The 26,977-nt window shown below is 27.6% G+C and carries 22 protein-coding genes and 1 tRNA gene; 13 read left to right on the top strand and 10 right to left on the bottom strand.

All coding sequences use genetic code 11. The features are described from left to right. Positions 1-11: 11 nt before the first annotated feature. The 3 genes from QEJ31_RS05175 to QEJ31_RS05165 are packed head-to-tail and all read left to right on the top strand — an operon-like array spanning position 12 to position 5,395. The gene (locus tag QEJ31_RS05175) at positions 12-3,560 is read left to right on the top strand and encodes an AAA family ATPase (protein WP_280592715.1); all 3,549 of its coding nucleotides are present in this window, start codon (positions 12-14) and stop codon (positions 3,558-3,560) included. A gap of 12 nt (positions 3,561-3,572) precedes the next feature. Continuing rightward, positions 3,573-4,394 carry an ABC transporter permease gene (locus tag QEJ31_RS05170; protein ID WP_280592714.1) on the top strand — a complete coding sequence of 274 codons (822 nt, stop codon included), beginning with the start codon at positions 3,573-3,575 and terminating at the stop codon, positions 4,392-4,394. A gap of 2 nt (positions 4,395-4,396) precedes the next feature. Continuing rightward, on the top strand, positions 4,397-5,395 hold the full coding sequence (locus tag QEJ31_RS05165) for an ABC transporter ATP-binding protein (RefSeq protein ID WP_280592713.1): 999 nt from the start codon (positions 4,397-4,399) through the stop codon (positions 5,393-5,395). A gap of 4 nt (positions 5,396-5,399) precedes the next feature. Here the strand turns inward: QEJ31_RS05165 and QEJ31_RS05160 are convergent, their stop codons facing one another. The 4 genes from QEJ31_RS05160 to tmpT form a co-directional block, all read right to left on the bottom strand. Further along, on the bottom strand, positions 5,400-6,878 hold the full coding sequence (locus tag QEJ31_RS05160; protein ID WP_280592712.1) for a hypothetical protein: 1,479 nt from the start codon (positions 6,876-6,878) through the stop codon (positions 5,400-5,402). A 4-nt stretch (positions 6,879-6,882) separates the two neighbouring features. Next, the gene (locus tag QEJ31_RS05155; protein ID WP_280592711.1) at positions 6,883-8,295 is read right to left on the bottom strand and encodes a pitrilysin family protein; all 1,413 of its coding nucleotides are present in this window, start codon (positions 8,293-8,295) and stop codon (positions 6,883-6,885) included. A gap of 206 nt (positions 8,296-8,501) precedes the next feature. Then, the gene (locus tag QEJ31_RS05150) at positions 8,502-9,521 is read right to left on the bottom strand and encodes a hypothetical protein (protein ID WP_280592710.1); all 1,020 of its coding nucleotides are present in this window, start codon (positions 9,519-9,521) and stop codon (positions 8,502-8,504) included. 315 nt (positions 9,522-9,836) lie between these two features. Beyond that, the gene (gene tmpT, locus QEJ31_RS05145; protein WP_280592709.1) at positions 9,837-10,478 is read right to left on the bottom strand and encodes a thiopurine S-methyltransferase; all 642 of its coding nucleotides are present in this window, start codon (positions 10,476-10,478) and stop codon (positions 9,837-9,839) included. Between the two features lie 325 nt (positions 10,479-10,803). Here tmpT and QEJ31_RS05140 point away from each other — a divergent pair, with 325 nt between their 5' ends. The 3 genes from QEJ31_RS05140 (at position 10,804) to QEJ31_RS05130 (ending at position 12,696) form a co-directional block, all read left to right on the top strand. Beyond that, positions 10,804-11,958 carry a catalase family protein gene (locus tag QEJ31_RS05140; RefSeq protein WP_280592708.1) on the top strand — a complete coding sequence of 385 codons (1,155 nt, stop codon included), beginning with the start codon at positions 10,804-10,806 and terminating at the stop codon, positions 11,956-11,958. A 101-nt stretch (positions 11,959-12,059) separates the two neighbouring features. Further along, on the top strand, positions 12,060-12,551 hold the full coding sequence (locus QEJ31_RS05135) for a hypothetical protein (protein ID WP_280592707.1): 492 nt from the start codon (positions 12,060-12,062) through the stop codon (positions 12,549-12,551). Between the two features lie 68 nt (positions 12,552-12,619). After that, positions 12,620-12,696 (top strand) — tRNA-Asp (locus tag QEJ31_RS05130). A gap of 51 nt (positions 12,697-12,747) precedes the next feature. Here the strand turns inward: QEJ31_RS05130 and QEJ31_RS05125 are convergent. Next, positions 12,748-14,475: a hypothetical protein gene (locus QEJ31_RS05125; protein ID WP_280592706.1), complete on the bottom strand. Its 1,728-nt coding sequence runs from the start codon at positions 14,473-14,475 to the stop codon at positions 12,748-12,750. A 357-nt stretch (positions 14,476-14,832) separates the two neighbouring features. Further along, complete coding sequence (locus QEJ31_RS05120) at positions 14,833-16,035, bottom strand: 3-oxoacyl-[acyl-carrier-protein] synthase III C-terminal domain-containing protein (RefSeq protein WP_280592705.1); 1,203 nt, start codon at positions 16,033-16,035, stop codon at positions 14,833-14,835. Between the two features lie 167 nt (positions 16,036-16,202). Here QEJ31_RS05120 and QEJ31_RS05115 point away from each other — a divergent pair, with 167 nt between their 5' ends. Genes QEJ31_RS05115 through cueR form a run of 3 tightly spaced genes read left to right on the top strand, consistent with a single transcriptional unit; the run spans position 16,203 to position 19,140 of the window. Further along, positions 16,203-16,463, top strand: a complete 261-nt coding sequence (locus QEJ31_RS05115) for a heavy metal-associated domain-containing protein (RefSeq protein ID WP_280592704.1) — start codon at positions 16,203-16,205, stop codon at positions 16,461-16,463. Positions 16,464-16,485: 22 nt separating this feature from the next. Then, positions 16,486-18,702 (top strand): heavy metal translocating P-type ATPase, encoded by a 2,217-nt coding sequence (locus QEJ31_RS05110; RefSeq protein ID WP_280592703.1) that lies wholly within the window; start codon positions 16,486-16,488, stop codon positions 18,700-18,702. Positions 18,703-18,732: 30 nt separating this feature from the next. Then, positions 18,733-19,140, top strand: a complete 408-nt coding sequence (gene cueR / locus QEJ31_RS05105) for a Cu(I)-responsive transcriptional regulator (protein ID WP_280592702.1) — start codon at positions 18,733-18,735, stop codon at positions 19,138-19,140. Between the two features lie 101 nt (positions 19,141-19,241). On the opposite strand, the gene QEJ31_RS05100 is transcribed toward cueR, so the two are convergent. Continuing rightward, a complete protein-coding gene (locus QEJ31_RS05100; protein WP_280592701.1) occupies positions 19,242-19,604 on the bottom strand; it encodes a helix-turn-helix domain-containing protein in 363 nt (120 codons plus the stop codon). A 414-nt stretch (positions 19,605-20,018) separates the two neighbouring features. Between QEJ31_RS05100 and QEJ31_RS05095 the strand changes: the two genes are divergently transcribed. Next, positions 20,019-20,369, top strand: a complete 351-nt coding sequence (locus tag QEJ31_RS05095) for a type II toxin-antitoxin system RelE/ParE family toxin (RefSeq protein WP_280592700.1) — start codon at positions 20,019-20,021, stop codon at positions 20,367-20,369. Continuing rightward, positions 20,353-20,664: a hypothetical protein gene (locus QEJ31_RS05090; RefSeq protein ID WP_280592699.1), complete on the top strand. Its 312-nt coding sequence runs from the start codon at positions 20,353-20,355 to the stop codon at positions 20,662-20,664. The genes QEJ31_RS05095 and QEJ31_RS05090 overlap by 17 nt, the downstream gene beginning before the upstream one ends. 301 nt (positions 20,665-20,965) lie before the next feature. Here the strand turns inward: QEJ31_RS05090 and QEJ31_RS05085 are convergent, their stop codons facing one another. From QEJ31_RS05085 to QEJ31_RS05075, 3 genes are read right to left on the bottom strand one after another with little or no spacing between them, the layout of a single operon-like run. Further along, a complete protein-coding gene (locus tag QEJ31_RS05085) occupies positions 20,966-21,361 on the bottom strand; it encodes a hypothetical protein (RefSeq protein ID WP_280592698.1) in 396 nt (131 codons plus the stop codon). Then, complete coding sequence (locus QEJ31_RS05080) at positions 21,336-22,364, bottom strand: hypothetical protein (RefSeq protein ID WP_280592697.1); 1,029 nt, start codon at positions 22,362-22,364, stop codon at positions 21,336-21,338. Before QEJ31_RS05080 ends, QEJ31_RS05085 begins: the two co-directional genes overlap by 26 nt. A gap of 24 nt (positions 22,365-22,388) precedes the next feature. After that, a complete protein-coding gene (locus tag QEJ31_RS05075) occupies positions 22,389-24,011 on the bottom strand; it encodes a Do family serine endopeptidase (protein ID WP_280592696.1) in 1,623 nt (540 codons plus the stop codon). Between the two features lie 524 nt (positions 24,012-24,535). Here QEJ31_RS05075 and QEJ31_RS05070 point away from each other — a divergent pair. Next, entirely contained in the window at positions 24,536-25,570 is a 1,035-nt protein-coding gene (locus tag QEJ31_RS05070) for a hypothetical protein (RefSeq protein ID WP_280592695.1), read from the top strand. Positions 25,571-25,676: 106 nt separating this feature from the next. Continuing rightward, positions 25,677-26,969, top strand: coding sequence for a hypothetical protein (locus tag QEJ31_RS05065; RefSeq protein WP_280592694.1), 1,293 nt, complete (start codon positions 25,677-25,679; stop codon positions 26,967-26,969). Positions 26,970-26,977 lie beyond the last annotated feature (8 nt).

The raw sequence follows: 26,977 nt of genomic DNA, 5'->3' as shown, positions 1-26,977 counted from the left end.
AGGAAAATAAATTGAAACTAATAAAAATTCAGCTGGAAAATTTAAATTCTTTGTATGGATTTCATAGTATAGATTTTGAAAAAGATCTTTGTAATGCACCACTTTTTTTAGTAATGGGAGCTACAGGCGCCGGTAAGTCAACACTAATGGATGCTATGTGTTTGGCGTTATTTGGACAAACTCCTCGCTTAACTAAAGCAAAATCAGATAAAGATCCTGAAAATGACTGCAGACAAATTATGTCTAAAGGAACAGTTTTTGCATATTCGCAATTAACTTTTTCTAAGCAAGAAAATAATACTATAATTAAATATAGAGCTACATGGCAATGTGAAAGAGCATTTAAAAAACCAGAGGGAAATTTTAAAGATCCTAGAAGAATTTTGGAACGATATTCAGATGAGTTAAATGACTGGGAACAAATAGTTAGCGATCAAAGACCAAAGTTTTATGAGCCTCACTTTAATAAAGTGCTTGAATATCTTACAGTAGAAGATTTTAAACGGATGGTTCTGCTTGCACAAGGAGAATTTGCTGCTTTTTTAAAAGCAAATGAAGAAGAGCGAGCAGCAATATTAGAAAGACTGACGAATACCGAAAAATATAAAGAAATCGGAAAAAAAGCTGCCGAAAAAAAGAAAGAATTTGAAGAAAAATTATCTATTGCTTCATTAAAATATAGTGGTGTAGAAGTATTAACTAATGAACAAGAAGAAAATCTTTTAGAAAATTTAAATAAAAAACAAATTGAATATACTTCTCTTGATACTGAAGCAAAAAGAGTTCAAAAAAATATTGATTGGATTGAAAAAAATATTTTACTGCAAGAAAAATATATAGACGCACAAAATAAATGGAATAAAACTGAAGAAAAATATCAAAATAATATTGAATATATTATAAAATTTAAAAATTATAAGAAATATGCAAACACTATAGAACTAATTTTTAAACATGATAATTTAAAAGCAGAATTGCAAAATTTATATGAACAAAAAGAAAAAAATAAAAATGAAGCTAATTTATATGAAAGTCATATCGACTTTTTAAAATTAAATATTGAAAAATATAACGAAATATATGAAAATTTAAAAACTGAAAATGAAAGGCAAAGACCCTTAATAGCTAAAGCAAAAGAATTGAGAATTGAAAAAGATTTCACTCTTAGTAAATTAAATGAAACAAAAGAAAAGAAAATATTTTATTTACAAGAGAAAGAAAAATTCCTAGCTCAGTATAAATCGATTGATTTTTCTATTATAGAAGAAAAAAGAAAAAAAAATAAATTGTATGAAGAAATTCTTATAACTTTAAATACCTTAGTACAATACGAATATTTATCAGATAAAGAATACTCTAAAATTAAACATGATTTTGAGAATATAAAAAAAGAAGTTATTCTGCGTTCTTTACCATTTGAGAAACCACAAGAAAAATTAAAACAATTTCAGCAACAAAAAGATAATTTAATTGCAAATATGGCAGAACTTTCAAAAGCCTCATTCCATCTTGAAAATATGCAAAAAATTGATGATAATATAATAAAATTAAAACATAAAATAGAAGAAAATGAGTTTTTGTTATTACGAGAAAACGAAAAAATATTTGCCGATAAAAATACCTTTCTTAATGAATCAAATAGTATTAATGAAATTAAAAATCATATTCATAAACTCTCATGGCATTTAAATATTGCTGAAAAAAGGCAATTATTAGTGAGTGGTGAAGAATGTCCTTTATGTGGGAGTTCAAGTCATCCATATTTTAGTGAAAAATCTTTCCGGAGTGCTGATTTAGATGCATTAAGTCAGTATGAATTTTTAACTGAACAATTAAAGCAAAAAGAAATTTTGATAGAAAATTCTAGAAAAGAATTAAGTAGTTTTGAAGTAAATATTCTCGTTTTAAAAGAGCAAATAAATAATTTTAAATTAGATCTTGATAAATTAAAGCAAGAAAAAAAAGAAAATATAAATTTATTAATTAAGCTCTTAAATTTATCAAATTCCCTAGAGAGTGGTTTAACTAGCGAAAAAATATTTCAGCATTTAAACAATTTAGAACAAAAGAATGAAGAAGAAATTAATGTAATTCAAAAATCATTAATTGAAATACAAGAAAAACTCGATTTATATAACATAAATAAAGAAAAATATTTAGAAGCAAAAGAAATAAATACTAAAATTAAATTTATAATGAAAGATATTATAGATATTTTATGTTATTTTGATGAAAATTTTTCTTTTGAAAATTACAAAAAATCTTTGAAATTAAAGGATCAAGAGAATTATAAATTTCAATTAACTGAAAATAATTATTTTTCTAGGTTTAGAGAAATAGATATTAGTTTGAATTCTTTGAATCATAAAAAAATATCTTTAGAAAAAGATATTTTAGTGCGTGAAAAAAATATTTCAGATATTTTGCAAAGTATGGGGGAAATTGAAAGAAAATTAGATATTTTAATCAAAGAAATTAATACTATTTTTTCTGGTGAAGATCCGAATTTAATAGAAAAAAATATGTATCATGAGTTAGATGAAAAATATAAAACGCTAGTACATGAAAAAGAACAATTAAGTGAGAAAGAAAATAAAATTAAATTAATTAAAAGTTTAATTCAAGCTAGTGAATTGAAGGAAAAGCAATTACTAGATGCTTTATTTATTTATTCATCTTCAATTGAATTAGAATGTAAAAAATATAAAATAACAAAAGAAGAAGTATTACAGAACTTTCTCGATGAAATTACTAAAGAAAAGTATGAGGCTATTACAACTGAATTGGAGTTGGATAAATCAACGGCATCAGCTTTAATGCAGCAAAGACTTGATGATTTAAATCAACATCAAACTTTAAAAATCGATGCTTATATTGAAAATTTAGATGAACTTTTAGCTACAAAAAAGAAATTAACAATACAAATCGATGAAATAACTTCAGAAAAGACAAATATTCAATTTCAAATAGATAAAAATATTGCAAATAAAGAAATTGCACAAAAATACTTCAATGAACTAAATATTGTAAAAAGTGAATACTCAGTTTGGTTAAAATTACACCAAATAATAGGCATTAATAATGGTGAACAATTTAAAAAATTTGCCCAAATTTTAAATCTGGAAGAATTAATTGGAAAAGCTAACTATCATTTGGCTAGGTTTGAAAAACGCTATTCCTTGGCACCGGCTTTAGATTCTGAGAATAAACCCAGACTCGCATTTGCAATTAAAGATGCATATCATGCAAATGAGGTAAGATCTTTTAAAACTTTATCAGGAGGTGAAACTTTTCTTGTTTCTTTAGCTCTCGCTTTAGCTTTAGCTGATTACCGAACTGTTAAAATGCCAATTGAAACAATTTTACTGGACGAAGGTTTTGGAACGTTAGATCCCTCAACCTTGCAAGTTGCAATGAGTGCCTTAGAATCATTATATTCAACTGGTACCCAAGTGGGCATCATTAGTCATGTTGAATTTTTAAAAGAAGCTATCGGTGCAAGGATAATTGTTGAAAAACTTGGAAATGGACATTCTGCATTGAAAGTTGAAAATATTTGATTTGAGGTTTTTATGAATATTCAAGAATATTTGAAAAAAGAGGCAGAAGGAAAATCTTGGCTTCCAGGTTTTGGTGTCTTTGAAAGAGAAGTTCGGCGTTTTTTTGCAGTCCCTGCACAAACAATTCTAGCTCCCTTTGGTAGTGCTATTCTTTATTTTGGTTTATTTGGATTGGCTTTAGGAAAACTAATATCAAAAAATAATGATCAAGTTCTTACTCATGGTTATGACTATGTAGTCTTTTTAATTCCTGGAATTATAGCTATGGAAGTTGTAAATGCCGGTCTGCAAAACCCAATGAGTAGCATTATGATTGCTAAATGGAGTGGAACAATCGTCGATGTTTTAATGGCTCCGCTCTCTCCATTTGCTATGTGGTTTGCATATATTAGCGGGGCTGTTATCCGCTCTCTTATTGTTACTTTAGCTGTTTTAGCGGCAGGATTTTTATGCGCCTGGACTTTTGTTCCTTTTAATCCATTTTTACTAGTTGCGGCATTATTTTTAGCTACTGGAATATTTGGAAGTATTGGTATAGCGGCTGGTGCTGTTTGTAAAAGCTGGGATCAGGTTGGTATGTTAATTTCTTTTATTGTACAGCCTTTGATCTTTTTTTCTGGAGTTTTCTTTTCCTTTAATACCTTTCCTGAATGGATTCAATTTATAAGATTTTTCAATCCAATATTTTATATCGTTAGTATGTTTCGTTATTCGGTTTTAGGTATTTCAGATACATCTCCTCTTATTAGTTTTTCTGTTTCAATACTATTTTTTATTTTAGTCTCAGTTTTTTCTGTGAAAGTTTTAAAGTCTGGCTTTGGTTTGAGGGCGTAATTATGAATAATATTGCAATTGAATTTAAAAATGCCAGTAAGACTTATAAATTACCTAAAGGCGATTTATTTACAGCTTTAAAACCAATAGATCTGGCTATTAAAAAAGGTGAATGCTTTGGCCTGTTAGGTCATAATGGTGCAGGTAAAACAACTCTTTTAAGTCTATTAGCCGGAATAAATAAACCAACTACTGGTGATGTTTATGTTGAAGGCTTGAGTGTCTCTAAAAATACATCTGAAACTAAAAGATTGTTAGGAGTAGTGCAGCAAGAATTAATTGCGGACACATTCTTTAATTTATCAACTATGCTTAAAATTCAAAGTAAACTATCTGGCTTTAAACCCGATTCGGAATGGATTCATTTTTTGCTAGATAAATTAATGTTACTTGATCATGAGAAAAAAACAACTCGTGAATTAAGCGGTGGAATGAAGCGGAGAATGATGATAGCTAGAGCTTTAGTGCATAAACCAAAAATATTAGTTCTTGATGAACCCACAGCTGGCGTCGATATTCAACTTAGAAAAAGTATGTGGGAATTTATTGAGGATTTGCATAAAGAAGGTTTAACTATTATTTTAACAACTCATTATTTGCAAGAAGCAGAAGAATTTTGTAGTAGAATTGCCATTATAAAACAAGGAGAAATTGTAACTTTAAAAGAAAATAAAGATTTATTAGCTTTAGGTGGAATGCATAAAGTATGTTGTTTTACTGAAGTTTCTAATGTAAAAAGTTGGATTGAAGAACATCAACTCTTCCTAAAAGAAAAAAATGTTGGGGTTGAAGCCGTTAAAACTGTGAGTCAAAGTACTGGAGCATTAAAGTTATCTTTACCCTATATCCACGGAAGCATGAGCTCATTTTTAGAATCTGTTAATATTCTGCATATTGTTACAGATAAATTAAAACTTAAAATTAATGATATTTGTACAGAATCCCCTGGCTTAGAAGATGTTTTTGTAAAAATTAATGCCGGTGATATTCTATTAAAATAAAAAATTATTTTCTTTTCTTATACTCTTCAATAAAATATTCTTTAGTAGAAAGATTAACTGATTGAATTCTTGGGTGATTTTTAAGTCTATTGAGCTCTTCTATGTTTGGATCACCAATGATATAAATGATAGAATATTTTTCTCGTTTAAAAAATGAATTTAATGTATTATTTATTTTATTTAAATCGTTAATATTTTTTATGTATAAAAGATAATCAGTTACATCAATATTAGGAATTAAATTAGATGAAACTTTCCCAGTGATTAACTTTAGATAATCTGAATTTGTAAATTCTTTTTTTGCTTCTGAGTGAATAATGCTTTTTTTTGTATTAATTAAATTTTCACTAGATATACCTGTTTTTATATAATTATCTAGAAGTTCAAGAGAAATATTGATAGAGTTAAATACTTCATTTTTAGGGCTTTCATATACTAAGGAAAATTCAGAATCATTGAGTATAGTATAGGGGTTATAACTAATACCTGTTTCGGAACGAATTTTAGGAAAGAATATATTGTTTTTAAAATCAGAGGAGATAATATCAAGGTGGATATTATCTGCTTTGCTAAAATTATAATTATCTGAAAAATTTTGACTAATCGTTATATAATTTTGTTTAAAGTCCCTGTTTTGCAAAATATAAACATCAAATTTCTCTGATTTTTTTTGTAATTCATTACTTTCAGAATATAGTTCTGGATAAATGTTACCTTGAGGTAATTTATTTAAGAATTTCTTAATTACAGGTAATTGATCTTTTTCAGTAGTGGATATATAAACTAATTTTAAACCATTTGCGTGTACTACTTTATCGTGTATTTTTGTAATATCTTTTATTTTGACACCATCTAATTTTTTTGCATTATTTAGATTATAAAATTTGTTATAAGATAAATAACTTATTTCTTCATTAATTAAATCTTGAATTAATGAACTATCATTTAAATTTATTTTATCTGATATATTGTTTTTCCAATTTTTTATGTAATAAGATAAATTTTCTTCAAAATATTGTGGATTGTCAAAAATACAATTTATGTATTGCAGATGATAATCTAAATTTTTATTCAACCCTATAAACTGAAAATAGACTTTATTTTCTGTAGTATAAAAGTAATTAATTTCTAGATTATCGCTTCCATCATTTACACATATTGGGTGTGTTCTTGTTACTAAGTTCAAATTTAGTAACTGGAGAAAAAAATGAAAGGCAGTTTTTTCTTTATCATTAAAAATATTTAGACCATTTCCAAAAGAAATGGTTAAATAAAATAAAGGCGATTTATCGGAGCTATTATGCCAGTATATAGAGCTTTTATTTGGTAATGATATTTTATTAAAATCCATTTGTTCCCTTTCAATTAAATGGATGTTATCATACAAATTATTGCTTTTTTTCTTAAATATTTCTATAGAATATACTGAATTACTAAATACTACTAATAATGGTAAAATATATTTAATATAATTAATATACATATTTCTATCTTTCATCAATTTTACAGAAATTAGTTAATTTTTTATCTTGCATAAATTTTATTGTATAATATTTATTTTTAATAAAATTTTCTTCAATCCAATTTGAAAATTTTGAATTATTTAAATTTGAAATAATCTCGGAGAATTTTAATTCTGGATTTGTAGATTTAAAGGTAAAATAATTAAAAGTAATATTCTCGGCTATATTAAAATTTTTTTCGTAACTTAAAGCAGTATTTTTGATTAAATAATCTTTCATTTTATTTAATTCATAAGAGGTGAATTTAGTATTTTTTATTTCATCTAATTTATTAAAAATAGCATTTTTATAGAAAGAAAAATTTTTAGTGTTATTTGTTTCAAAATTAAATTCAGTTTGATCATTAATAATACCACTTCCTGTATTATAATATAAATAAAAATCCGAAATATAATCTTTATCATAAAGTTCATTTATAAACGAGTTTGATTTTATAGTAAGTATATAGTTTAGTATTTCAAAATAAATAATATCTTCTTCTGAAAAACGCTCTTTCTTAAAAACAAAAGAGTATCGATTTATCGGTAAATTTTTATCAAAGCAAATGTAATTTGAAAAATTTGTATTATAATAATATTTTTGTTCAAAATTCTCAGATTTACCTTTCCAGTTTTTAAATTCTTGGTAAATTTTTTCTGCAATGTCATCTGGATTAAACTTTCCAACAACTATAAAAATAGTATTTCTGGGAGAGTAATGTTGAGAATAAAAATCATATAATTGTTTAGCAGTAAATGATTTAATATTTTCTTCTGGACCAAGAATACTTTCTTCATAAGGAGTTTTTTGATAAAGAATTTTATTTAGTGACTCTGAAGTTTTAGAAAAAATATCGTCTTTATCTAAAGATATAGATCTTTCATTTAATACAATGTTTCGTTCATTTTCTAGGGAAGTGCTATTGATTTCTAAATTTTTAAACATATTTCCTTGTAATTTTAAAACTTCATCAAAAACAGGAGCAGGAAAATTGATATAAAATCTGACATATCTTTTATACGTGTGAGCGTTGAATTCAGCACCTAATTTAACTAGTTCTTGTTCGAATTTCTGATTTTTTGAGCCTTTCGCATCTAGGAAAAATAGATGCTCTAAAAAATGCGCAATACCTGCATCTTTTTTTTCAATTTCTTTATTGCTACCAGCATTTACAACTGTAAAAAGCGAAGAAAATGAATTTTTTGTTTGCGGGACTACTATTAAAGTTAAGCCATTAGAATACTTGTATAAGTGTGTTGATAATGATGATTCAGGTAAAACTTGGCTAACTTTCTCTAAATAATAATTTTTTTTATTATTGTAAATGTTAGCTACTGCCGATTGCGAAAATAAACATGTAAAGAAAACTGTTTTAAAAAACCTAGAAAAAACAGGCATAATAAGTCCTAAATAGATAAGAAAAACAAACAAAGGGTTTATCCATTACTTGTTCCATGTTTATTATCCTTTTTTATATTTTTTGCAATATCTGAAAAATTAAATAAATGTAACTAATTGTGTTTCTTATGGATAAAAAAGAAAAGGGTGGATATTTAAATTATCCACCCTTATTTAGCTATTTTAAAGAAGCAACTAGTTCGTCGTTATTTTTTAACTTCTATAGCAAGTTCTAAATCAACTTTTTCAGCAAACTCTAAATGCCAGCCTTTTGCTAAAATTTCAAATTTACCTGTATATAAACCTTCTGCAAGATTTGGATTTTTAGTTGAGTCAAATTTTACATTTAACACAGATCCAAAATTGTTGTAGCAGATTGCTCCATCATTCATATTTAAAATTCCACAGTCTACACCAGTGCCAACACTTCTGTAACCAGTAAGAGTCAATTGAACTAATTTGTCACCATGTTGAGCTAAAACTTTAAAGTCTGTCCCTTTAGTTTTGTATTGATCAACTCCCCAAATTGGTTTTAAGTCATTGATTAAAAAGTAAACAGAACTTTTTCTAGTTTCATTTGCTGCTTTTAATGAGAAATCTTTTGAAACAAATGGTTTTGTAGCTGTAATTACATTTGCCAATTTGTTATTAATTTTAAATTCCAAATTAATTTCTTTTTCATAACTTGGTGTATGCCAACCTTTTGCTTGAATGTTGATTGTTCCTGTATAAATCCCATTTTCTAATTTAGCATTATCTGCAGGATCGTACTTAACAATCAAACTTGAAAAATCAGGTTTTTCTGTTGGGCATGTAATACCATCATTCATTTGTCTTTCAAAACCACATGCATTATCTCTATAAGCAGTAAATTTAATTTTAGTTTTTTCTTTAGTTCCTTCATTGATAGCTTCAATGTCAAATTTTGTAGACTTTACGTTATATTGTCCCCAAACGCCTTTCATCTCAGAGTCTTTAAGAATAAAGTAAACAGAACCAGTTGTTTTTCCTTTTTCTGAAGATGCTTCAATAGATAAATCTTCAGAAATAAAAGATTTATCTTCAGTAATTAAATTTTTAAGATCTTTTTCAGGAACTATAACTCCAGGAGTTACATCTGCAGTTGTTTCTTGGGAAGAAGAATGAGAACCCTTCTTACAAGAATAAAGTCCTAAAGCTGAAATTAGAGTTAATGAAACTAAAATTTTTTTAGAAGTAAATTTCATAAATATTCCTTTATGATAAAATGAAATAAATAAATAGTTAATTAGCAACAATATATACTTGTTACAAAATTATTATTATTGAGAATTACTTTGATATTCAATTGATTTATTAATTAAAGTAACTAATTAAAAATATAGATATTAATTAATTTGTAATATTTAGAATAGATATAACAAATTGATATTATTTAAATTTACTGAGTTAGTAAATCTGTAATTTGAGTGACTGTGAGATTAAGAAATGATTAAAAATACAAGAAAAAACTTTGTATTTATGTAATAGTATTATATTAATGAAGGTTTTAGATAATAATATCATGATTTCTTTTTAAGATGCCAAATTTCTTCTTTTGCAGGGCATATCCCTTTTAATCCATTTGGCACATCAAAAGAATCTAAACCATAAATATTATATATGTAAGCATAATGTGTAAAAATTTCATTTTGCGAAAGAGAAAAGGGAGGCCCTTCCATTAAATTTTGATCATAATTGTAAGTTATTAGTAACTGTTCAGCAGATTTTGTTATTTTTATTAAGTGTGAAGTATATTTTTCTCTACTCTCTTTAGGTAAAGCAACTAAAGCCGCTCTATCATAAATATAGTCAATACTTCCTAATATATCTGCTGTTAAGCTAAAAATATTCCCTACATATATGGATAAATTTTCAGCCGAATAAATTTTTAGATCTTTTATACTTGTAACTTTAGGAATGACACCTAAATCATGAAACAACTCTACTATGGCTTTTTCACTAAGCTCAACACCGGTAACTTGAAGATTTTTAGAAAGTAACCATTTTATGTCTAAAGTTTTTCCACACAAGGGAAGAAAAACATTACTCTTAGGAATTGAAGTGAGCAAATGCTGATATTTTACTAAGCTCGGATTTGTTTGTTCAAGGTGAAATGGAATATTATTTTTTTCCCATCTTTCTAACCAAAAGTTTTTATCCATTAAAAAATCCTTCTTATTAAATAGCAAAAAATACAATGTAATTTAAATTTTCTATAAATCAATTCTGTTTAGTTTTATTTTTTTTAACTAATCAAAATTGTAAAAAAAAATTATAGAGAGCAAAAAAAATACAGGTTTTTTTATTGGTAACTTATTTTTTTTAGTTAAAATTTAAATAAACCATTTAAATATTGATCTAGTTTTTATAGGAAAAATGATAAAAAATTTAAATAAAGTTACCAATGTAACAGTTCTAAACTACATGTTAATTGCCTAAATTAAAAAGATAATTTATACACTAATTTTAACTTTGAGGGTTTAATTTATGCGATTTATAAAAATAATTATTTTGTTTTTCCCTTTCTTTGTTTTCTCTCAAACAGTTTTTTCTCAAGAAGTAAAAAGAAAAAAAGTACTTTCGTTAGGAGAAGAAATTCCTTCTACACCTGAAGAAGAACAGCTCAATGAGCAACTAATCAAAATTCTAAAAGGGGTTGTGCAAAATGGTTACAATCTAAGACAAGGCCAAGATCATCCGGCAAAACGAGATGCGCATGCTAAACAACATGGATGTGTTGCTGCTAAATTTAAAATTGAAGCGAATATTCCATCAAAATTTAGAAAAGGTATTTTTTCTACAAAAGGAGAATATAAAGCTATTCTTCGCTTTTCAAATGGAACAAGCGATTTGAAGTCAGATAAAATTGCTGACGCCCACGGTATGGCAATAAAAGTACTTGATGTAAAAGCAAATTTATTAAACTTTGAAGAGGCAAATGGAGAAATTAATACTCAAGATTTCGTCATGATAGATCACCCTGTATTCTTTTTAAGAAATTCAAAAGACTACTTGCCTTTGATGATGGCGCAAAAAAATGGTCCTGAAGGATTTAAAGAGTGGCTCAAAAATAATCCTTATGAAGGTGAGATTTTGAAAGCACTATCCAAAACACAGATAAATCCATTAGCTTCACAATATTGGAGTCAAACGCCATATAAAATTGGTGAAAAATCAGCAATGAAATTTACTGCAAAGCCTTGTTCTGGACAAAACTTTATCGACATTCCAAAAGAGCAAAGACAAGATAATTTCCTTGCGGATGCTTTGGCCATGAATTTAGCTAGTAATGAATTTTGTTTTGATTTTTATATCATTCCGCAACGCGATGCGAAACAACATCTCATAGAAGATTCAACCGTAGAATGGCCAACGATTTGGAAAGGAAAAAATAATATCTTTAAAGTAGCAACAATTTATATCCCTAAAGAACAAGCTCCAAATTCATCCGAAGCTTTAAAAATTTGTGAAGAATTATCTTTTACACCCTGGCATGGTAGTGAAGATTTACGACCTTTAGGTGGAATAAATCGGACAAGAAAAAAAGTATATTTGGAATTATCAAAATTTAGAAATGAATTAAACTCTGTTGCTCCTACTATTCCTTCTTCTGAAACTTGGGAAATTTTGTTACCAAAGTAAAGTTTTCTAAGATCTTTTCAAATTCTTATTTTTACTTGCTCAAAATAAAATATTCATATATCAAAAAAAATTAATAATATATTTTTTATATAGAAGGTTTTATGTTGAAAAACTGGATAATTATTTTTGTTTTATGTTGTTTAAAAAATTTTGCACTTGCTGATGAAACATATGTCAATTGTGTGAATAAAAAATTGGATTGGAAATGGTTACGAGATTCGCAAAATAATTATGTTAAAGTTGTGGGCTATTGGAAAACGCAATGGCTTACTCCTGATCATATATTTTCATATTTTGAATTAAGTGATGGTTTGGAAGGTTACAAAATGCTAAAAGAAATGTGCATAAAAAAGTATGGAGAACAGTTTTCAATTTTGCAACCTGCGGATCATTTTTATTCATTATGGCATCCATTTTTTGTTGATAATCAATATTTTGTGAATGGAAGAATTTCTGTCTATCAATACTCTACAAAAGATAGTTTGTTCTTAAATAATTACTCAACTTTTTCAAATCCAAATTATGAGTTTCTTTCTTTGTTTCAATTAGGGAAAATGTGTGAGGGAGTGATCGATAACTGTATATCCGAATGAAAAACAAAGAATCAGATAGGGACTTGCAATAGGGAATTGTTTGTGGCATACAGTTAGTTCTTGTAAGCGGGGTGGTAGTAGAGTTGGTTACAACGCTGGCCTGTCACGCCGGAGGTCGCGGGTTCAAGTCCCGTCCATCCCGCCATTAATTTCATTAAGTCTATCCCTTAATATCGATAAAAACTTAATAAAATAATCATTCCTTCACTTCCCATATTGATATCTTTTTTGTATTTGACTGCACATGCGAAATAAAGAATAATTTCCCATGATTTCCACAATTGTCTCTTATGTAGCGATTTGTTACATCCGAGTCTTTTCTATTCCAAATCACATCAAGAACAACATATTCTTGATTTACAGCCTTTTCAAGTAAGGTATACAATGAAGGAAGCGACGAAATGAAGCTTGTAAACCAAACAATTGAATTTACTTTATTAAGTTTAGATCTGTAATCTAATTGGCAGACAAGTTCTATAGAGCTATCATTCATTTCTTCATCATATTCATTAACAAAGGTATAACTAAGATTCCCTGATTCAGGAAAAATATTCTTATCTATTTCTTTTTTATAGAATACATTGTTGTTAATTTCAAAAGTTTGAATTCCTGTATTAAATGAACCAATAAAATTATTTACCTTAGCACTTCTTAATTCTTGATCTATGGGTACATAATTTTGATCTAAATATTGTTGATATTTTTTTATACATTCTTTAAACGACTCAGATGAATTACATTCTGAAAAATATTCATCTACCATATTTATATTGTTTTGTGCAGAGTTTAAACTTTCATTTAAATAATTTTTTTCATTATTTGAAAAATGTTTATAATTTTCATGGCTGACTATTTTTTTTATATTTTTATATGCATCTGAGTTTATTTCTTTAATATTCGATAATTTAGATGAAAATTTTGCATAATTTAATCCATAATTAAATTGATCACTAAAATATTCTAATTTGTCGTCGAGAATAATAAGTTTTGAATAAGGAGTAGATTTAATTTCTGAAACAATCCAAGAATTTTCATTTTTTGTATCCAATTGATTCATAAATTCATTTGAAAAGTAATTATTTATGGTTTCAAACATTTGATTACATTGCTCAACTTGATTTAAGTTACATACATTTTTTTTCAATATTGATTGTAGTTGTTTAAATTCTCCTCCAAGTTGTAGACCAGCTACAGTAATTTTTATTGATTTTCTTGTATTTTCATCTAAATTGCTAATAGATGAACTTGCATTTACACCTATTTCATCAAATAAATTTTTTCCTCCACCTACTTTAGCTTCAAACTTATCTTTTGTAGCTTTATTTTTAAAATCTATACGAGCCGTAATAATTAAGTAAGCAGAAAGTTTTTGTGAGTCAATAATTTCATCTCCACAGACTTTAATAAATTCAGCCTTACTTTTGTCAAAAATTGATTTATAAAAGTCATTTAGTTTATATCCAGGTGAATGTTCATTAATTCTTTTTAATCTATTTTTCCCATTTGTTACATTAGCAATAAGCGTAACGGTTGAACTCGCTTCATTCGTATTTAACATATTTAGAAAGCTTGTATCAATGGATACTTCACCCTGTGGAGAATGTAATTTTCCATTGACATTTATATTTAACTTTTCGCTTAATTCTTCAGATGATAAATTATTAAAGAAATTAACTTCTGATTTTCCGCTTTGAATAAATTCATGATAAGTATTATCCAAGCAATTATTTTTTATAGATTTATCTACAGAATTATAACCTTTTCCTATAATACTGGTATGAATATCATGATTTTCTAAAAAATTAGATAATTGGGGTTTCTGGATAGCATGAGTATTATAAGTATTAGTGTTTTCAGAATTTTTATTAGAACATGAAAATAAGGTTAGTGAGGCTATAAAGCTAATAGATATAATTGCTTTCATAATTATTTCCTTTTGTTTAATATTTAATTTAAATAATTTTTTTAAGATTAGTTTATTACTTTAAATTAACATTAAATTTATTTGCTTTTGTTATAAAATTGTAAAACTTAATTTATTTTTTATCGTTATTATAAATTAATGTAATAGTCAATAGTAATTTTAAAAAAATTTATAGGAAGCTATAAATAAAATAAAATTCTGTAACTTATAAGATAAATTTCTTTCAATTCTAAAATTGAATTTTTATTGTGTTTTAAATTTTATTGTTTTTATAAAAAATAAAATAAAAAAAGTGAAAAAATTTAATTTATTTTATACTACAGACAAAATTGTAATAAATTACAAGGCAGATTATCTTTAAACTTTTTCAAAAATAAGACCACTTGCTGTAATGCCAGGGCCAAAACCTATTGTAATAATTTTTTGTCCTTTAGGAATTGCATTATCTTCCACGATATCTTTCCATGCAATTGGAATCGTTGAAGAGCTTACATTCCCATGATTGAAAAATGTTTTGCGTGACAATTGCATTTGATCATCAGTTAATTCTAGCATTTCTTGCACATACTGAACAATTTTGGGACCACCAGGATGTACTGCATAAATAAAGTTGTTTTTATTTTCTAAAAAATTTATACCAATTTGATCGCATAAATTTATTACAAAATTAAGAATATTATTCTTAATTACATGTGGAACATTTTTTGAAAGATAAAAGTAAAAGTGATGTTTATTTGGTATCCAATATAAATTTTCACTTGAATTTGGAAATACCTCTTCATAATTTGTTAAAATTTTTAATCCAGTCGTATTTAAATTTTCAAATTCTTTACTTTCATAGGCGGAATATTTTACAAATCCATCTCCAAATAGCGTCATATTGATAATATTTTCTGGGGTTATTTCGTCCACATTAGTATGTAAAGAAAATACTTCAGTATGCACAATATCAATATGTAATTTTTTCTTAGCGTATTGAAAACCATTCCAAGAAGAAAATAAAAATCCGCTCGCCATACGTACAGCTGGAAATGCTCCATAACAACCCATTTGATAGGAGTGGGTAACGCAAGTATTGAACCATTGTTTTTGATCTACAAATGTTTGCACAGGACCTGGGGATAAGTAACCAGTATTAGTAACATGGATTATATCATCAGGTTTTTTTAAGTCATCTGGATAAAATTGATTTAATACATTTAAGGCTATTCTATTAAATAATAACGATCTAGCATAAATATCAATTCCTAGTGGACTTTCAGCTAAATTTGGAAATAATTCTGGGTAATAATTATCTTCAGTAATAAAATTTTCAGGATTAGTATCTAACATAACATTTTGCATTTTTTGAATACGATCCTCTGAAATTGCATATTTTGAAAACTTTTCAAATACATCTTTGTAAATTTGTTCAATTTTTTGAGGGTCTGTTACTTTTTCTTTGCTACAATAATTTTTTGCAAATATTTTTGCCTTATAAAAATTCAATAATTTCTGATCTATAGGAGTTTTTAAGTTTAATAAATCAAATTGACATAATATAACACTATGATAATTCATGACTATTGTCCTTATGAAAGAACTCTTGCAACTCAATGAAATTTAACTACCTAGAATAACACTAAATTTTTAAAAGATAAATAGTTAAAAAAAATAGAAAAAAGTCTTGACTCTCCTATAATGGGAGACTTTATACTTTTTATGGTAGCTATAAATTAGGAGGTTTTATGTTTGAAAAATTGAAAGAACTATTTAAAAAAGATAGTATTGAAAATGTTTCTGTTTTTACTTTGAATATTGAAGGTATGAATTGTAATTCTTGTGTTAATAAAATTTCTAAAGAGCTTAATTCTGTTAGAGTTATATCTAAATATTCTGTTTTTTTAGATAAAAAACTAGTAGTGATAGAAATTAAAGATGAAAATAAAATTGATGAAGTTATTAATGTAATAAATAATTTAGGTTACAAAGTTAAATTATTGAATTAATATTCAGTAAAAGGTGTTTAATATGAACTTAATTGATAATAACGAATCAAAAATAATTACTTTAGAAGTGCAAGGTATGACCTGTGCTTCATGTGTAAATCATGTCGAAAAAGCTTTAGCAGCGGTAAATGGTGTAACTGAAACGAGCGTTAATTTAGCAACTGAAAAAGCTCAAGTGAAAATCTCTGCGGAGGTTAAAATTTCAGATCTTATACATGCAGTTGAGAAAAGTGGATATACAGCAAAAATATATGACAGCAATAAAGCAAATAAAGGCTCTGATTTAAAAAAGAAAATGCAAAAAGAAAAAATAATTCTTCTGTTATCAGCGCTCTTTACTTTACCATTATTGTTACCTATGTTTTTTATGCTTTTTTCTGTTCACATTTCACTAAATATATGGTTGCAAATTATTTTAGCATCTATTGTTCAATTCATTTTTGGTTTTCGCTTTTATCGCTCAGCTTTAAAGGCTATTTTAGCTAAAAATGCAAACATGGATTTATTGGTTGCAATTGGAACTTCTGCGGCATATTTATTAAGTATTATTGAAGTCTGCTATCAATACTATAATAATAATTTAGCTGACATGCATTTATATTTTGAGAGTTCAGCAACAATTATTACTCTTATTTTATTTGGAAAATACTTAGAAAATAGAGCAAAATTTCAAACTACTGAAGCTATAAGATCTTTGGAAAATCTTCGTCCAGATAATGCGACAATCTTTAGAGATGGAAATGAAATTAAAGTAAAAATAGAAGATGTAAAAACTGGCGATATTGTATTGGTACGACCAGGTGAAATTATTCCTGTTGATGGCATTATTTTATCAGGGCATTCGCAAGTTGATGAGTCTTTAATAACTGGAGAAAGTTTGCCAGTTGAAAAAAGTGAAGGTGATAGAATTACAGGTGGATCTTTAAATGGAAGTGGATTTTTAAAAGTAACAACTACTGCAATTGGGACAGAAACTCTTCTGGCAAAAATTATAAAAATGGTTGAAACGGCACAAGCAAAAAAAGCTCCTATTCAAAAATTAGTAGATAAAGTAAGTTCTATTTTTGTTCCAATTGTACTTATCATCGCATTTATTACTTTTATAACTTGGGGAATAATAAGCGGTAATTGGTTTGAAGCTGCATTGAAAGCTATTGCTGTGCTGGTAATTGCTTGTCCCTGCGCATTAGGATTAGCGACTCCAACAGCGATTATGGTAGGAACTGGAGTCGCTGCAAAGCACGGAATTCTAATTAAAGATGCTGAAGCTTTAGAACAAGTTCACGCTTTGAAAGTTGTTGCATTTGATAAGACTGGAACTTTAACTATCGGGCAGCCTAAATTAATAGATATTATAAATATAAATTCTTCAAAAGAAGAAATTCTTTCCTTATCTGCAGGTTTGCAATCAGGAAGCGAACATCCACTTGCAAAAGCAGTTCTTACTTATGCAAAAGAAAATAAAATTGAAAGTTTTAAATTTAATTCTTTAAATGCACTTATAGGTAAAGGTATAATAGGAAATTATTTTGGTAAATCATTTATTTTAGGTAGTGAGAAAATATTACAAGAACATAATTTATTTTTAAGTGAAGATCAAAATGCATTAGTTGCTAAAAATATAAATTTTGGCAGTACGATTTCTTACTTGATAGAAGGTAACAATGAAAGTGGTAAATTACTAGGTATTTTTATTTTTAGAGATATCATAAAAAGTAATGCGAGTGAGGCGATTGCAAAATTAAAATCTTTGAATATTAAAACAGTAATGATATCTGGAGATAATTTAGGAAGTGCCAATTATGTTGCAAAATTGGTTGGTATTGATGAAGTTTATGCTAATGTATTACCTGATGAAAAATTAAGTATAATTCAAAATTTAAAATCAAAGTATGGATTCATTGCTATGGTCGGTGATGGAATTAATGATGCTCCAGCTCTTGCTACAGCAAATGTAGGAATTTCTATGGGATCTGGAACGGATGCAGCTATTCATGCTTCTGGTATTACTTTAATGAATAACAATCCTTCTCTAGTTTTTGAAGCGATAGATATTTCAAAAAAAACTTATAAAAAAATCAAACAAAATTTATTTTGGGCCTTTATCTATAATATTTTAGGAATTCCTTTAGCTAGTTTAGGATTTTTAAATCCTATGTTTGCTGGTTTTGCTATGGCTTTTAGTAGTGTAAGTGTTGTTACAAATTCTTTACTATTAAAAAAATGGAAGTTAAAGTAAAAATATTTAAAACTGAAAGAAAAAGTTACTATGTCTTTTTTTAATATTGGTGAAGCTGCAAAGAAAAGTGGGATTCATATTAAGATGATTCGTTATTATGAAGAACAAGGATTAATAACAAAATTAAAAAGATCTGAGGCTGGTTATCGTTTATATCAAGAAAATGATATTCAAGTTTTATTGTTTATCAAAACAGCACGTGAGTTAGGTTTTTCAATAATTGAAATAAAAAAACTTTTAGATTTATGGAAAAATAAAAAAAGAAGTAGTCAAGACGTAAAAAAGATAGCCCAACAACATATTGAAAAATTACAAAGTAAAATGGATGAACTAAAATCTATGTTAAATACATTAGAAAATTTAGTTAATTGTTGCCAAGGAAATGATAGACCAGAGTGTCCAATATTAGAGAAGTTAAGCAGAATTTATAATATATGAAAATGATTAATGTTGAGAATAATTCCTGAAAATTAATTTTAATTGTTAATTTATTCTTATCTTCTTTTCTAGATATGTTTTAGTCTTTTAGAAGAAATGTTTTAAACGGAAGATTTACTGTGATACTTTGATTCGTAGATTTGAAAATCATTTTCTATATCATTTTTAAAATAAAAAACTGGCTTTTGTTTTAGCAATGCCGCTATGTGCGCAATACTTGCAAGAGTTAAATTCGCCTTTCCTTTTTTAATTTTAGAGAGTTTTGAGGGGCTAATATCAAGTTTTCGAACCATGTCATTAAATCCGATATTTTCTTTTTTCATATAAGCATTGATAGCCTCTGCAACACCTTGTTGTAATGCTTTTAATGCTTGAAACTCTCTTTCTGCTTGAGCTTCAATTTCAGCAATTTCGGTGTCGTTTAGTCTTGTTTTCAGATAATCATTAAAATTTTTTACTTTCATGTTAACTTACCACCTTATAATTTTGCGAGACGTTCACGAGCTATTTTGATGTCTCTTTTTTGAGAACTCTTATCCCAACTCTTTTAAATTTGCTGTCATCTGTTCAAGAGTTAAGTTATCGAATCATTCTTTTACGGGCGGAGAGCTTTCTTTTTCTGACCAAAACTTGTGTTCCCATTCATATATCACATCGACATCCTTCTAATATATTTTATAGTAGTATAATATATTGTATTAGTCGATTCGTTTTGTTTGCTGTCAAAGCTACAAGTTCAGATCTAAAAAAAATTCAATTTAATAAAGGGTGCTATAAGTACCTGAAAATATAATATATATGTTTCAGCGAAAACCCTTTGACAAGTGATTCTTTATAAAGTATCATTCTCTTATGCCGAACAACAAGGAGTAGTTGCTGTGGAAATTGAAGTGAAAGCATATTGCGAGGACGGCAAACAAGATGTTTTATCTGAGTTTTTAAAAAGTTTGAAAGATAAAAACGATGCTAAAAAAATCAGAAAACTTATCAGAATGTTGCAGCTACAAGGAAGAGAACTCGGTTCTCCAGCCTCTAAATTTTTAGGGGAAGGGGTTTACGAACTTAGGGATTTAAGCAGTGGGTTTCGGATTTATTACACATTTATCGACAACACGTTAACGGTGATCTTAATTGGAGGTGATAAATCCACGCAAAAAGCAGATATCGAGAGAGCAAAAACTCGAAGGAATAAATTATTAAAGGAGGGCATTCATGACTATACGACTTAAAAATGTGGATGATGTCTTTAAAGAGTTTCTTTCAGAAGAAGAAATTGCTGCAGCAGACAAAGAAGCAGAGCAAGAATTAGAAACGTTAAGACTTCTTCAAGAAGACATCTCTAAATTCGTTTCAAAAGTGATGGCTGAAAATAATCTTGGGTTTAGAAGCTTTGCAAAAGAGCATGACTTGAGTTTATCTATGGCTTCAAAAATCCTCAAAGGCTCCGGTAATCTTACGTTAGAAACCATTGCGCACATTGCTTATTGCAATGGGAAAAAAGCACATATTGTTTTTACTGATTGAAAAAAGCCCCAGCTGCTGAAGCTATTGAAGAAGACAACACATTAAAGATCTCAGAATTGCCCATAGAATTCGAAAAAAGACATTAGTATAATCGAAGCTAATTCTTGTTCCCTTATAATTTAATAGGAAAAATATCTTAGAGCAAAAAATCATGATTGTTGATATCTTAAAAATAAAATATTAAAAAAATTAAATTTTTTCAATGATCAACATATTAGATTCTCCTACATTATTAGATGGCAATACAGATTAATTTCAATCAATATCAATAGTACAAATTATTTTTTAAAATTAACCATCTTTAATCAAATAATATATTTGGATTTTTTAATTTCATAATTCTGGCAATACGTATATGTTTGATAGAACCATTACTTCCTAATAATCCAATTTCATCGTCAGGGTCACACAAAGAAAGTAAATTTTGTAACGTTATTAGTTGTGGGACTGTTAATTTAATTCCATCTATTTGACTACGAGAAATTTTAATGAAACCTAAATTTGCGAGATGATCACGAATATTCGATTCGTCTCCAGAGTCTAAAATTTCTTTTGTTTCTTTACTTTGTAAACTTGGGAAGCCTTGTTCTTTTAAATCGTAAATAGAACTGATATGCCACCATTCTTCAGTAGGATACCAAGTGCCGTCTGTTAATATCCAACCACTAATTTTATTCAGATATTTTTGATCTTGCATGCGAAATAATTCCTTTAGGAATACAGGGCCAGCCTCTAAATGGAGAAGAGGCATTTAGAGTTAAAAACTCTGGGTTGATTACTACCAGACCAGTCAGTAATCCCCAAGCACTTTGTGCAGACATTGCAGCAAGAAAAACTTCTAAGTGGTAATGAATTTCATTGAGTAACAGTTCATGTATCCCAGCACTTCTTACAGCAAATCGATAAGTTTCTAAATTTTGCAGAATTTGAGCCCGTTGCTTTGCTCCTTGAGAGGGGCTTTTGTATAAGTTATATTTAACATTTTTTTCACCACAGATTAAAGCCCAGCCAACAGTACTTGCATGTGAATTTGTTTCTAAAATAAGAGCATGCGGATATCTGGATTGAATTTCTCTTGCGAGTCGAATGGCTCTCGCTGTTAAAGGTGCTTTGCTGCTCGACATTATTGCTTCAAACTCAAGTCCTGTTGGAATGATATTTTTTTCAAAATGATTTCTAGCAAAAACTTCAAAATATCTGTCAACATATGGCTGAGGTAAACGTATTTTTTTGAATATTTTTTTACTAAATTCCCATTCTTTTCGCATATGTAAAACAGTATTTGTTGGACATTCCATTGTGCCAGGGCAAATTAAATTGCAATTAAGACATGGGGGCAAAGACAAAGGCGCATCGATACAAAAAATTTGTGCTCCACCAAGATCATTTAACGCTTCAAGAAGTCTATTGTCAGAGTCTTGATATGAAGTTGCGCCTAAGTCGGGAGTAAATGCTTCCCAAAATAAGGGTGAAATACAATTTCGCCATTGATGTCCTGTTTCTATCGGTTCAATTGGCAATTGTGGAAAATAAGCAGCCAAGGCATTTTTTAAAATTTGAAATTCATATTGATTTGGTAGGCCTGAAAGAATCCGCGACAGTTGAACCGAAGTTCGAACTATCGCGGACTTTTTTGTGTTGGTTCCTGCGAGGTGAATGCCAATAATTTTAATTTGTTGTTCATATCTTCCAGAAACCAAACATCTACCTTCAAAGTTTTAATATTAACTGTTTGGTGGCAAGATGACTGCTAAACTTGAACCGTCATCTCTGGCAACGAGTAAAAAGATAGGAGAATTTTCACCTGATTTTTTCGCTTTTTTCAAGATATCTTCAAACTCTTTTACGGAAGCTACTGCTTGTTTGTTGACTTTGAGGATAAGATCTCCTTGTTTTAAGCCAGCTTGTGCTGCAGGACTGCCGTTTTGCACACCAGTAATCAAAACACCTTTATCAGATCCTGAAGATTTATTCGAGAGCATTAACCCATAAGCTGAAGCCATGGATCTTTCTTGTTTAGAATCACTCGAATTATCATCAGCATTTGCTTCATTGATGTCTTGTTTATTTGGAAGTTCTGCTACTTTAGCTGTTAAAACAATGTTTTTTCCTTCTCTTAAAATACCTAATTTAACTTCAGAACCAGGTTTTAAGAAGATAATTTGTCTTTGAATTTCAATACTAGATTTAACTGGTTTGCCATTTACACTTTGAATGATGTCGTATGGTTTTAAACCAGCTTGGGCTGCAGGACTTTTTGGAACGGCGCGGATAACTAATGCCCCTTCAGTATTTGGATCAACTTTCATGTCTTTCATGGCAGCTGTACCAAAACGATTGAGGTCATACATTTCAACACCTAAGTAAACTTGTTTAAATTTACCATTATTAATAATTGATTCTGCAACTAAACGAATAGTATTTGAAGGAATTGCAAAACCAATACCCACGCTAGTTCCATTTTTTGAATAAATAGCAGTATTCATTCCAATGACTTGTCCATCTAAGTTAACAAGAGGACCGCCTGAATTTCCTGGATTGATGGCCGCATCTGTTTGGATGAAACTATTTGCTCCAGTGATTCCTAAGGTATCACTTGATCTTTGAACGGCACTGACAACACCCATGGTAAGAGTTTGGGGTAATTCAAAAGGTGCTCCTAATGCTATCGCCCAGTCGCCCACTTCTACTTCATCTGAATTTGCTAAACTAACTTGTTTTAATTCATTTGATGGTTTGAAATCTTCAAGTTTTAGAACAGAAATATCTAAATTTTTGGCTGTTCCAACAACCTTAGCTTTGTATTTTCTATTATCATAAGTTGTTACTGTAATTTTATCAGCGCCTTCAATGACGTGGTTATTTGTTATAATGTAACCGCTTTTTAAATCGACGATAAATCCAGAACCACCATCTGTTTCAACAGATTGTCTTTTATCTTTTTGGCCTTTTGGCCCTTTAAATTGAGGCGGCATAAAAGGAAAAAAGAAATCATCAGGAAATGGAAATTCATTTTGCTGTACTGTTACTTTTTTTTCAGCAATGATGAATACCAAAGCTGGTCTGCTATCCTTTGCAATACCCGAAAATACCTTCTTAAAGGATTTCAAAAAAGCCGTATCAGGATTTGCTGTTTGAACAGTAGCTTGTGGTAATGCATACCCATTTGAAGCTTGGGCTGTTAGGCTTTTAGTAATGTTATTAACAGCTTCTGGTTTGAAAACCAGTACTCCTGCACAAGTGACTCCAAATAAGGCTGCAACGGAAACCCCTGCAACAACTAAATTTTTTGCTCTAGCTTTCATAAAACGTGTTACCTTTTTGTCTTCTTGGTTAACTACCGACATTATAACCTCCTAATATTATAACCTTTATTCAGGAAAAAGGATGATGAATAAAAGTTCACTCTGATTTATAGCAGAAAAGTGTGGGTGAAGTCGATAGGAAAAAAAATTGAAATTTTATAAAAAATTCACTATTTTTTAATAATATTAATTGTTTAAAAAACTTTATTACTTCTATAGAAATATATATAAGTCCATAGGTTGAGAGGCGCCTGAGAACATTAGCTATTTAAAATTTGTTATAAATGTATAATACTATTAATAAATATATAAAATTATTTAATTTTTAAATTATTGCTTCGAAATTGTATTTTTTATTGTTCATTTTACACAAATAAAAAATTTAAATTAATGTTTTAATTTATAAATTTTTATTTTTTTTAAAATTTTTATTTTAATTCTGAGCTCTTAAAAAAAATGTAATATAAACAGTAAAATTAATTATTTATAAATTTGACAGTTCTTACATTCATTAATAATCGGGCTGAATCTGGCTAAGTACTTTTATACTAGATAACGGAGATAATATGTCTAAAATGCTAAAAATTGTTACAGGTAGTCTGCTAGTTATAGCGTTAGCATCCACAGGTTGTAAAAAAGGTGGAGAAAAACAACATAATACTGAAGAGCTACAAGTTAAAACTTACAAAGAACTTACTGTGAACTTCAGTAATAATCAAGTAAATAATTCTGATTACGAAATTACTACGCAAGTAAAGTGTATGCGTAAAGATAATAGTGTTGTTGAACTTAAAAGGCAAACAATTACAAAAATATATAATACAATAGCGTATTTTAGTGATGAAGATTATAACTGCAACATTTTAGTTACGCAAATCATTTTGAAAAAAGAAATTGAAAATAAAATTTTTAAAGGAGATTTTTCAATAGTCCTAAGTAAAGGAAAATCTAGTAGTGCTCAATTTAATTCTGACCCCGCAGGAAATACTAGGTATTTATATGGTAAAATAGGTGAAAATCTTCAAACATTATCTTTAGAATTACACGAAGCACAATTTGCAGAAGGGCGTTTTGAAATAGATCCTAAAACTGGTTTACCAAAAATTGATGATGATACAGGAAAGCCAAAATTAAAAAATCCAGACGTTACAAATGTAAATAAAATTATAGTAGGTAAACAATTAGCTGTTACTTTTAATAATTTACCCGCTCCAGAGGCATTTGATATAAATTATAAAATCGTAAAGGGGAATAAAGTAGAGGATACGAATGGAAATGAAATTAGTATTGGTAGTGATACTCATACTTTAAGCATCAAAAATTATGCTGAAAATGATGATAGAATTAAAAACTGCTTTTTTGTTAAAGAAGATTTGGTAATAAGGTCTTTAAATATAAATAATACTAATAAAGAAAACTTGGCAAATATTAGTAAAGTTTATAATGAAGCAAAAAATGGTAATATAGAAAGTATAGCATGTAATACCATTGAATTTAATGAAAAAAATAATTGGAATAATAGAGGAGTTACTTATTATATGATATATACTTCACCTAATTATGGTTTTCAAGTTTTCCCAATAAGTAAACTTGAAGAGTAAAAGTAATTAAGTTTTAAAGTAAATTATTAAAATAAAAAAAATATGCAGGTTTATATAAATCTGCATATATTATTTATTTGAAAATAACTTATTATAAGGATGGCAAATGAAAATTGTTTATATCATTTTAATAATTTTTTTTACTTCAAGTTGTGGAAAGAAAAAAGATGAAGATAATGTTTCGCAAAAATTTGACAAAGTTTTGTATGTAAATTTTAATCAAAAAAATGAAAGTAATATTGAAAATTCAGTTTCTTATAATTTGTATTGTGGAGAAAGAGAATTTAAAAATATTTTAATGCGTGACAATAAAATATTATATGCTGAAAATTGCAAATTTGAATTTAATAAAATAAAAATTTTTGGGAAAGAATTTGACTTAGAAAATAAAAAAATTAGTATAAATAACCAGAAATTTATCTTATATTCTGAAAATAATGATACACAAAATAATCCTGAAAGTAATTTTGCGATTGAGTATAAAATAAAGGAAGATAAAAAAAGTAAAAATGAACAGATAAAGTTTAAAGATGATTTAATTTTAAAAATTAAAAAAATAAATGAAAATGAAAAAAATTTTATTAATATTGAATTACTAGAATTTAAAATTAATTATAATTCATATAAAATTGAAATTGGTAAAACAGGTGGAAAATTAAATAATATAATAAATATTAATTTAAATTCTGATCGAAAATTTTTTTTATTAATGGAATATTTGAGAGAAGATCTGGATAGAAAAATAAAAAATATAGGATTATATGGCAACAATTACCCAAGAGATTCTGTTTCTGATTTTTTTTATATTATTAATAATTTTGAAAAAAATAAAAATGAAAGAGCAATAGAGGTAAGTAAAATTGTAGGTAATAAGCAATTGTGCAGACCATATGGAAAAAATTCAATTGTAGATTCTCATTATGACAATAAAGAAAAATCTTATAATTGTAATATTTATTTTTTTGATGACAATAATCAATTAGATAAAATTGATAGGATAATTCAAATTCCTTTTACAAATGAAGACAGTAAGTTAAGTGATCCAAAATTTGCAATTCAATATGTTAAATTTAGTTTAACAAGTTATAAATATTTATATGCTATTCTAGAAAATGATACACAAATTGGCGAAAATATTTGCACTAAAAATTCTTTAATTATGGTTGATAATAAGGGTGAGGTAAAATGTTTATATAATACTAATAAACTTAATAACCGCCTTGATTTAAAAGATAATAGTAATTTAGAAAAATTTGAAAAAATATCAGTTAAGATTGAATCTAAAAATGAAACAATTTCTGAAGTTCTTAAAAAGAAAGGGATTAATATTTCACACTATTTTGAACCATATACAATATGGGAAAATATGAATGCGGAAATAACAAGTGAAAGATTTTAATGAAAATA

This window comes from Pigmentibacter sp. JX0631 (assembly GCF_029873255.1).
Lineage (GTDB): Bacteria > Bdellovibrionota_B > Oligoflexia > Silvanigrellales > Silvanigrellaceae > Silvanigrella.
This window is presented reverse-complemented; position numbering and strand designations above follow the sequence as displayed.

Excerpts from the sequence above, each read along its gene's own strand:
- QEJ31_RS05170 (WP_280592714.1), top strand. The coding sequence starts at position 3,573 with ATGAATATTCAAGAATATTTGAAAAAAGAGGCAGAAGGAAAATCTTGG.
- QEJ31_RS05165 (WP_280592713.1), top strand. The coding sequence starts at position 4,397 with ATGAATAATATTGCAATTGAATTTAAAAATGCCAGTAAGACTTATAAA.
- QEJ31_RS05160 (WP_280592712.1), bottom strand. The coding sequence starts at position 6,878 with ATGTATATTAATTATATTAAATATATTTTACCATTATTAGTAGTATTT.
- QEJ31_RS05155 (WP_280592711.1), bottom strand. The coding sequence starts at position 8,295 with ATGCCTGTTTTTTCTAGGTTTTTTAAAACAGTTTTCTTTACATGTTTA.
- QEJ31_RS05150 (WP_280592710.1), bottom strand. The coding sequence starts at position 9,521 with ATGAAATTTACTTCTAAAAAAATTTTAGTTTCATTAACTCTAATTTCA.
- tmpT (WP_280592709.1), bottom strand. The coding sequence starts at position 10,478 with ATGGATAAAAACTTTTGGTTAGAAAGATGGGAAAAAAATAATATTCCA.
- QEJ31_RS05140 (WP_280592708.1), top strand. The coding sequence starts at position 10,804 with ATGCGATTTATAAAAATAATTATTTTGTTTTTCCCTTTCTTTGTTTTC.
- QEJ31_RS05135 (WP_280592707.1), top strand. The coding sequence starts at position 12,060 with ATGTTGAAAAACTGGATAATTATTTTTGTTTTATGTTGTTTAAAAAAT.
- QEJ31_RS05125 (WP_280592706.1), bottom strand. The coding sequence starts at position 14,475 with ATGAAAGCAATTATATCTATTAGCTTTATAGCCTCACTAACCTTATTT.
- QEJ31_RS05120 (WP_280592705.1), bottom strand. The coding sequence starts at position 16,035 with ATGAATTATCATAGTGTTATATTATGTCAATTTGATTTATTAAACTTA.
- QEJ31_RS05115 (WP_280592704.1), top strand. The coding sequence starts at position 16,203 with ATGTTTGAAAAATTGAAAGAACTATTTAAAAAAGATAGTATTGAAAAT.
- QEJ31_RS05110 (WP_280592703.1), top strand. The coding sequence starts at position 16,486 with ATGAACTTAATTGATAATAACGAATCAAAAATAATTACTTTAGAAGTG.
- cueR (WP_280592702.1), top strand. The coding sequence starts at position 18,733 with ATGTCTTTTTTTAATATTGGTGAAGCTGCAAAGAAAAGTGGGATTCAT.
- QEJ31_RS05100 (WP_280592701.1), bottom strand. The coding sequence starts at position 19,604 with ATGAAAGTAAAAAATTTTAATGATTATCTGAAAACAAGACTAAACGAC.
- QEJ31_RS05090 (WP_280592699.1), top strand. The coding sequence starts at position 20,353 with ATGACTATACGACTTAAAAATGTGGATGATGTCTTTAAAGAGTTTCTT.
- QEJ31_RS05085 (WP_280592698.1), bottom strand. The coding sequence starts at position 21,361 with ATGCAAGATCAAAAATATCTGAATAAAATTAGTGGTTGGATATTAACA.
- QEJ31_RS05075 (WP_280592696.1), bottom strand. The coding sequence starts at position 24,011 with ATGTCGGTAGTTAACCAAGAAGACAAAAAGGTAACACGTTTTATGAAA.
- QEJ31_RS05070 (WP_280592695.1), top strand. The coding sequence starts at position 24,536 with ATGTCTAAAATGCTAAAAATTGTTACAGGTAGTCTGCTAGTTATAGCG.
- QEJ31_RS05065 (WP_280592694.1), top strand. The coding sequence starts at position 25,677 with ATGAAAATTGTTTATATCATTTTAATAATTTTTTTTACTTCAAGTTGT.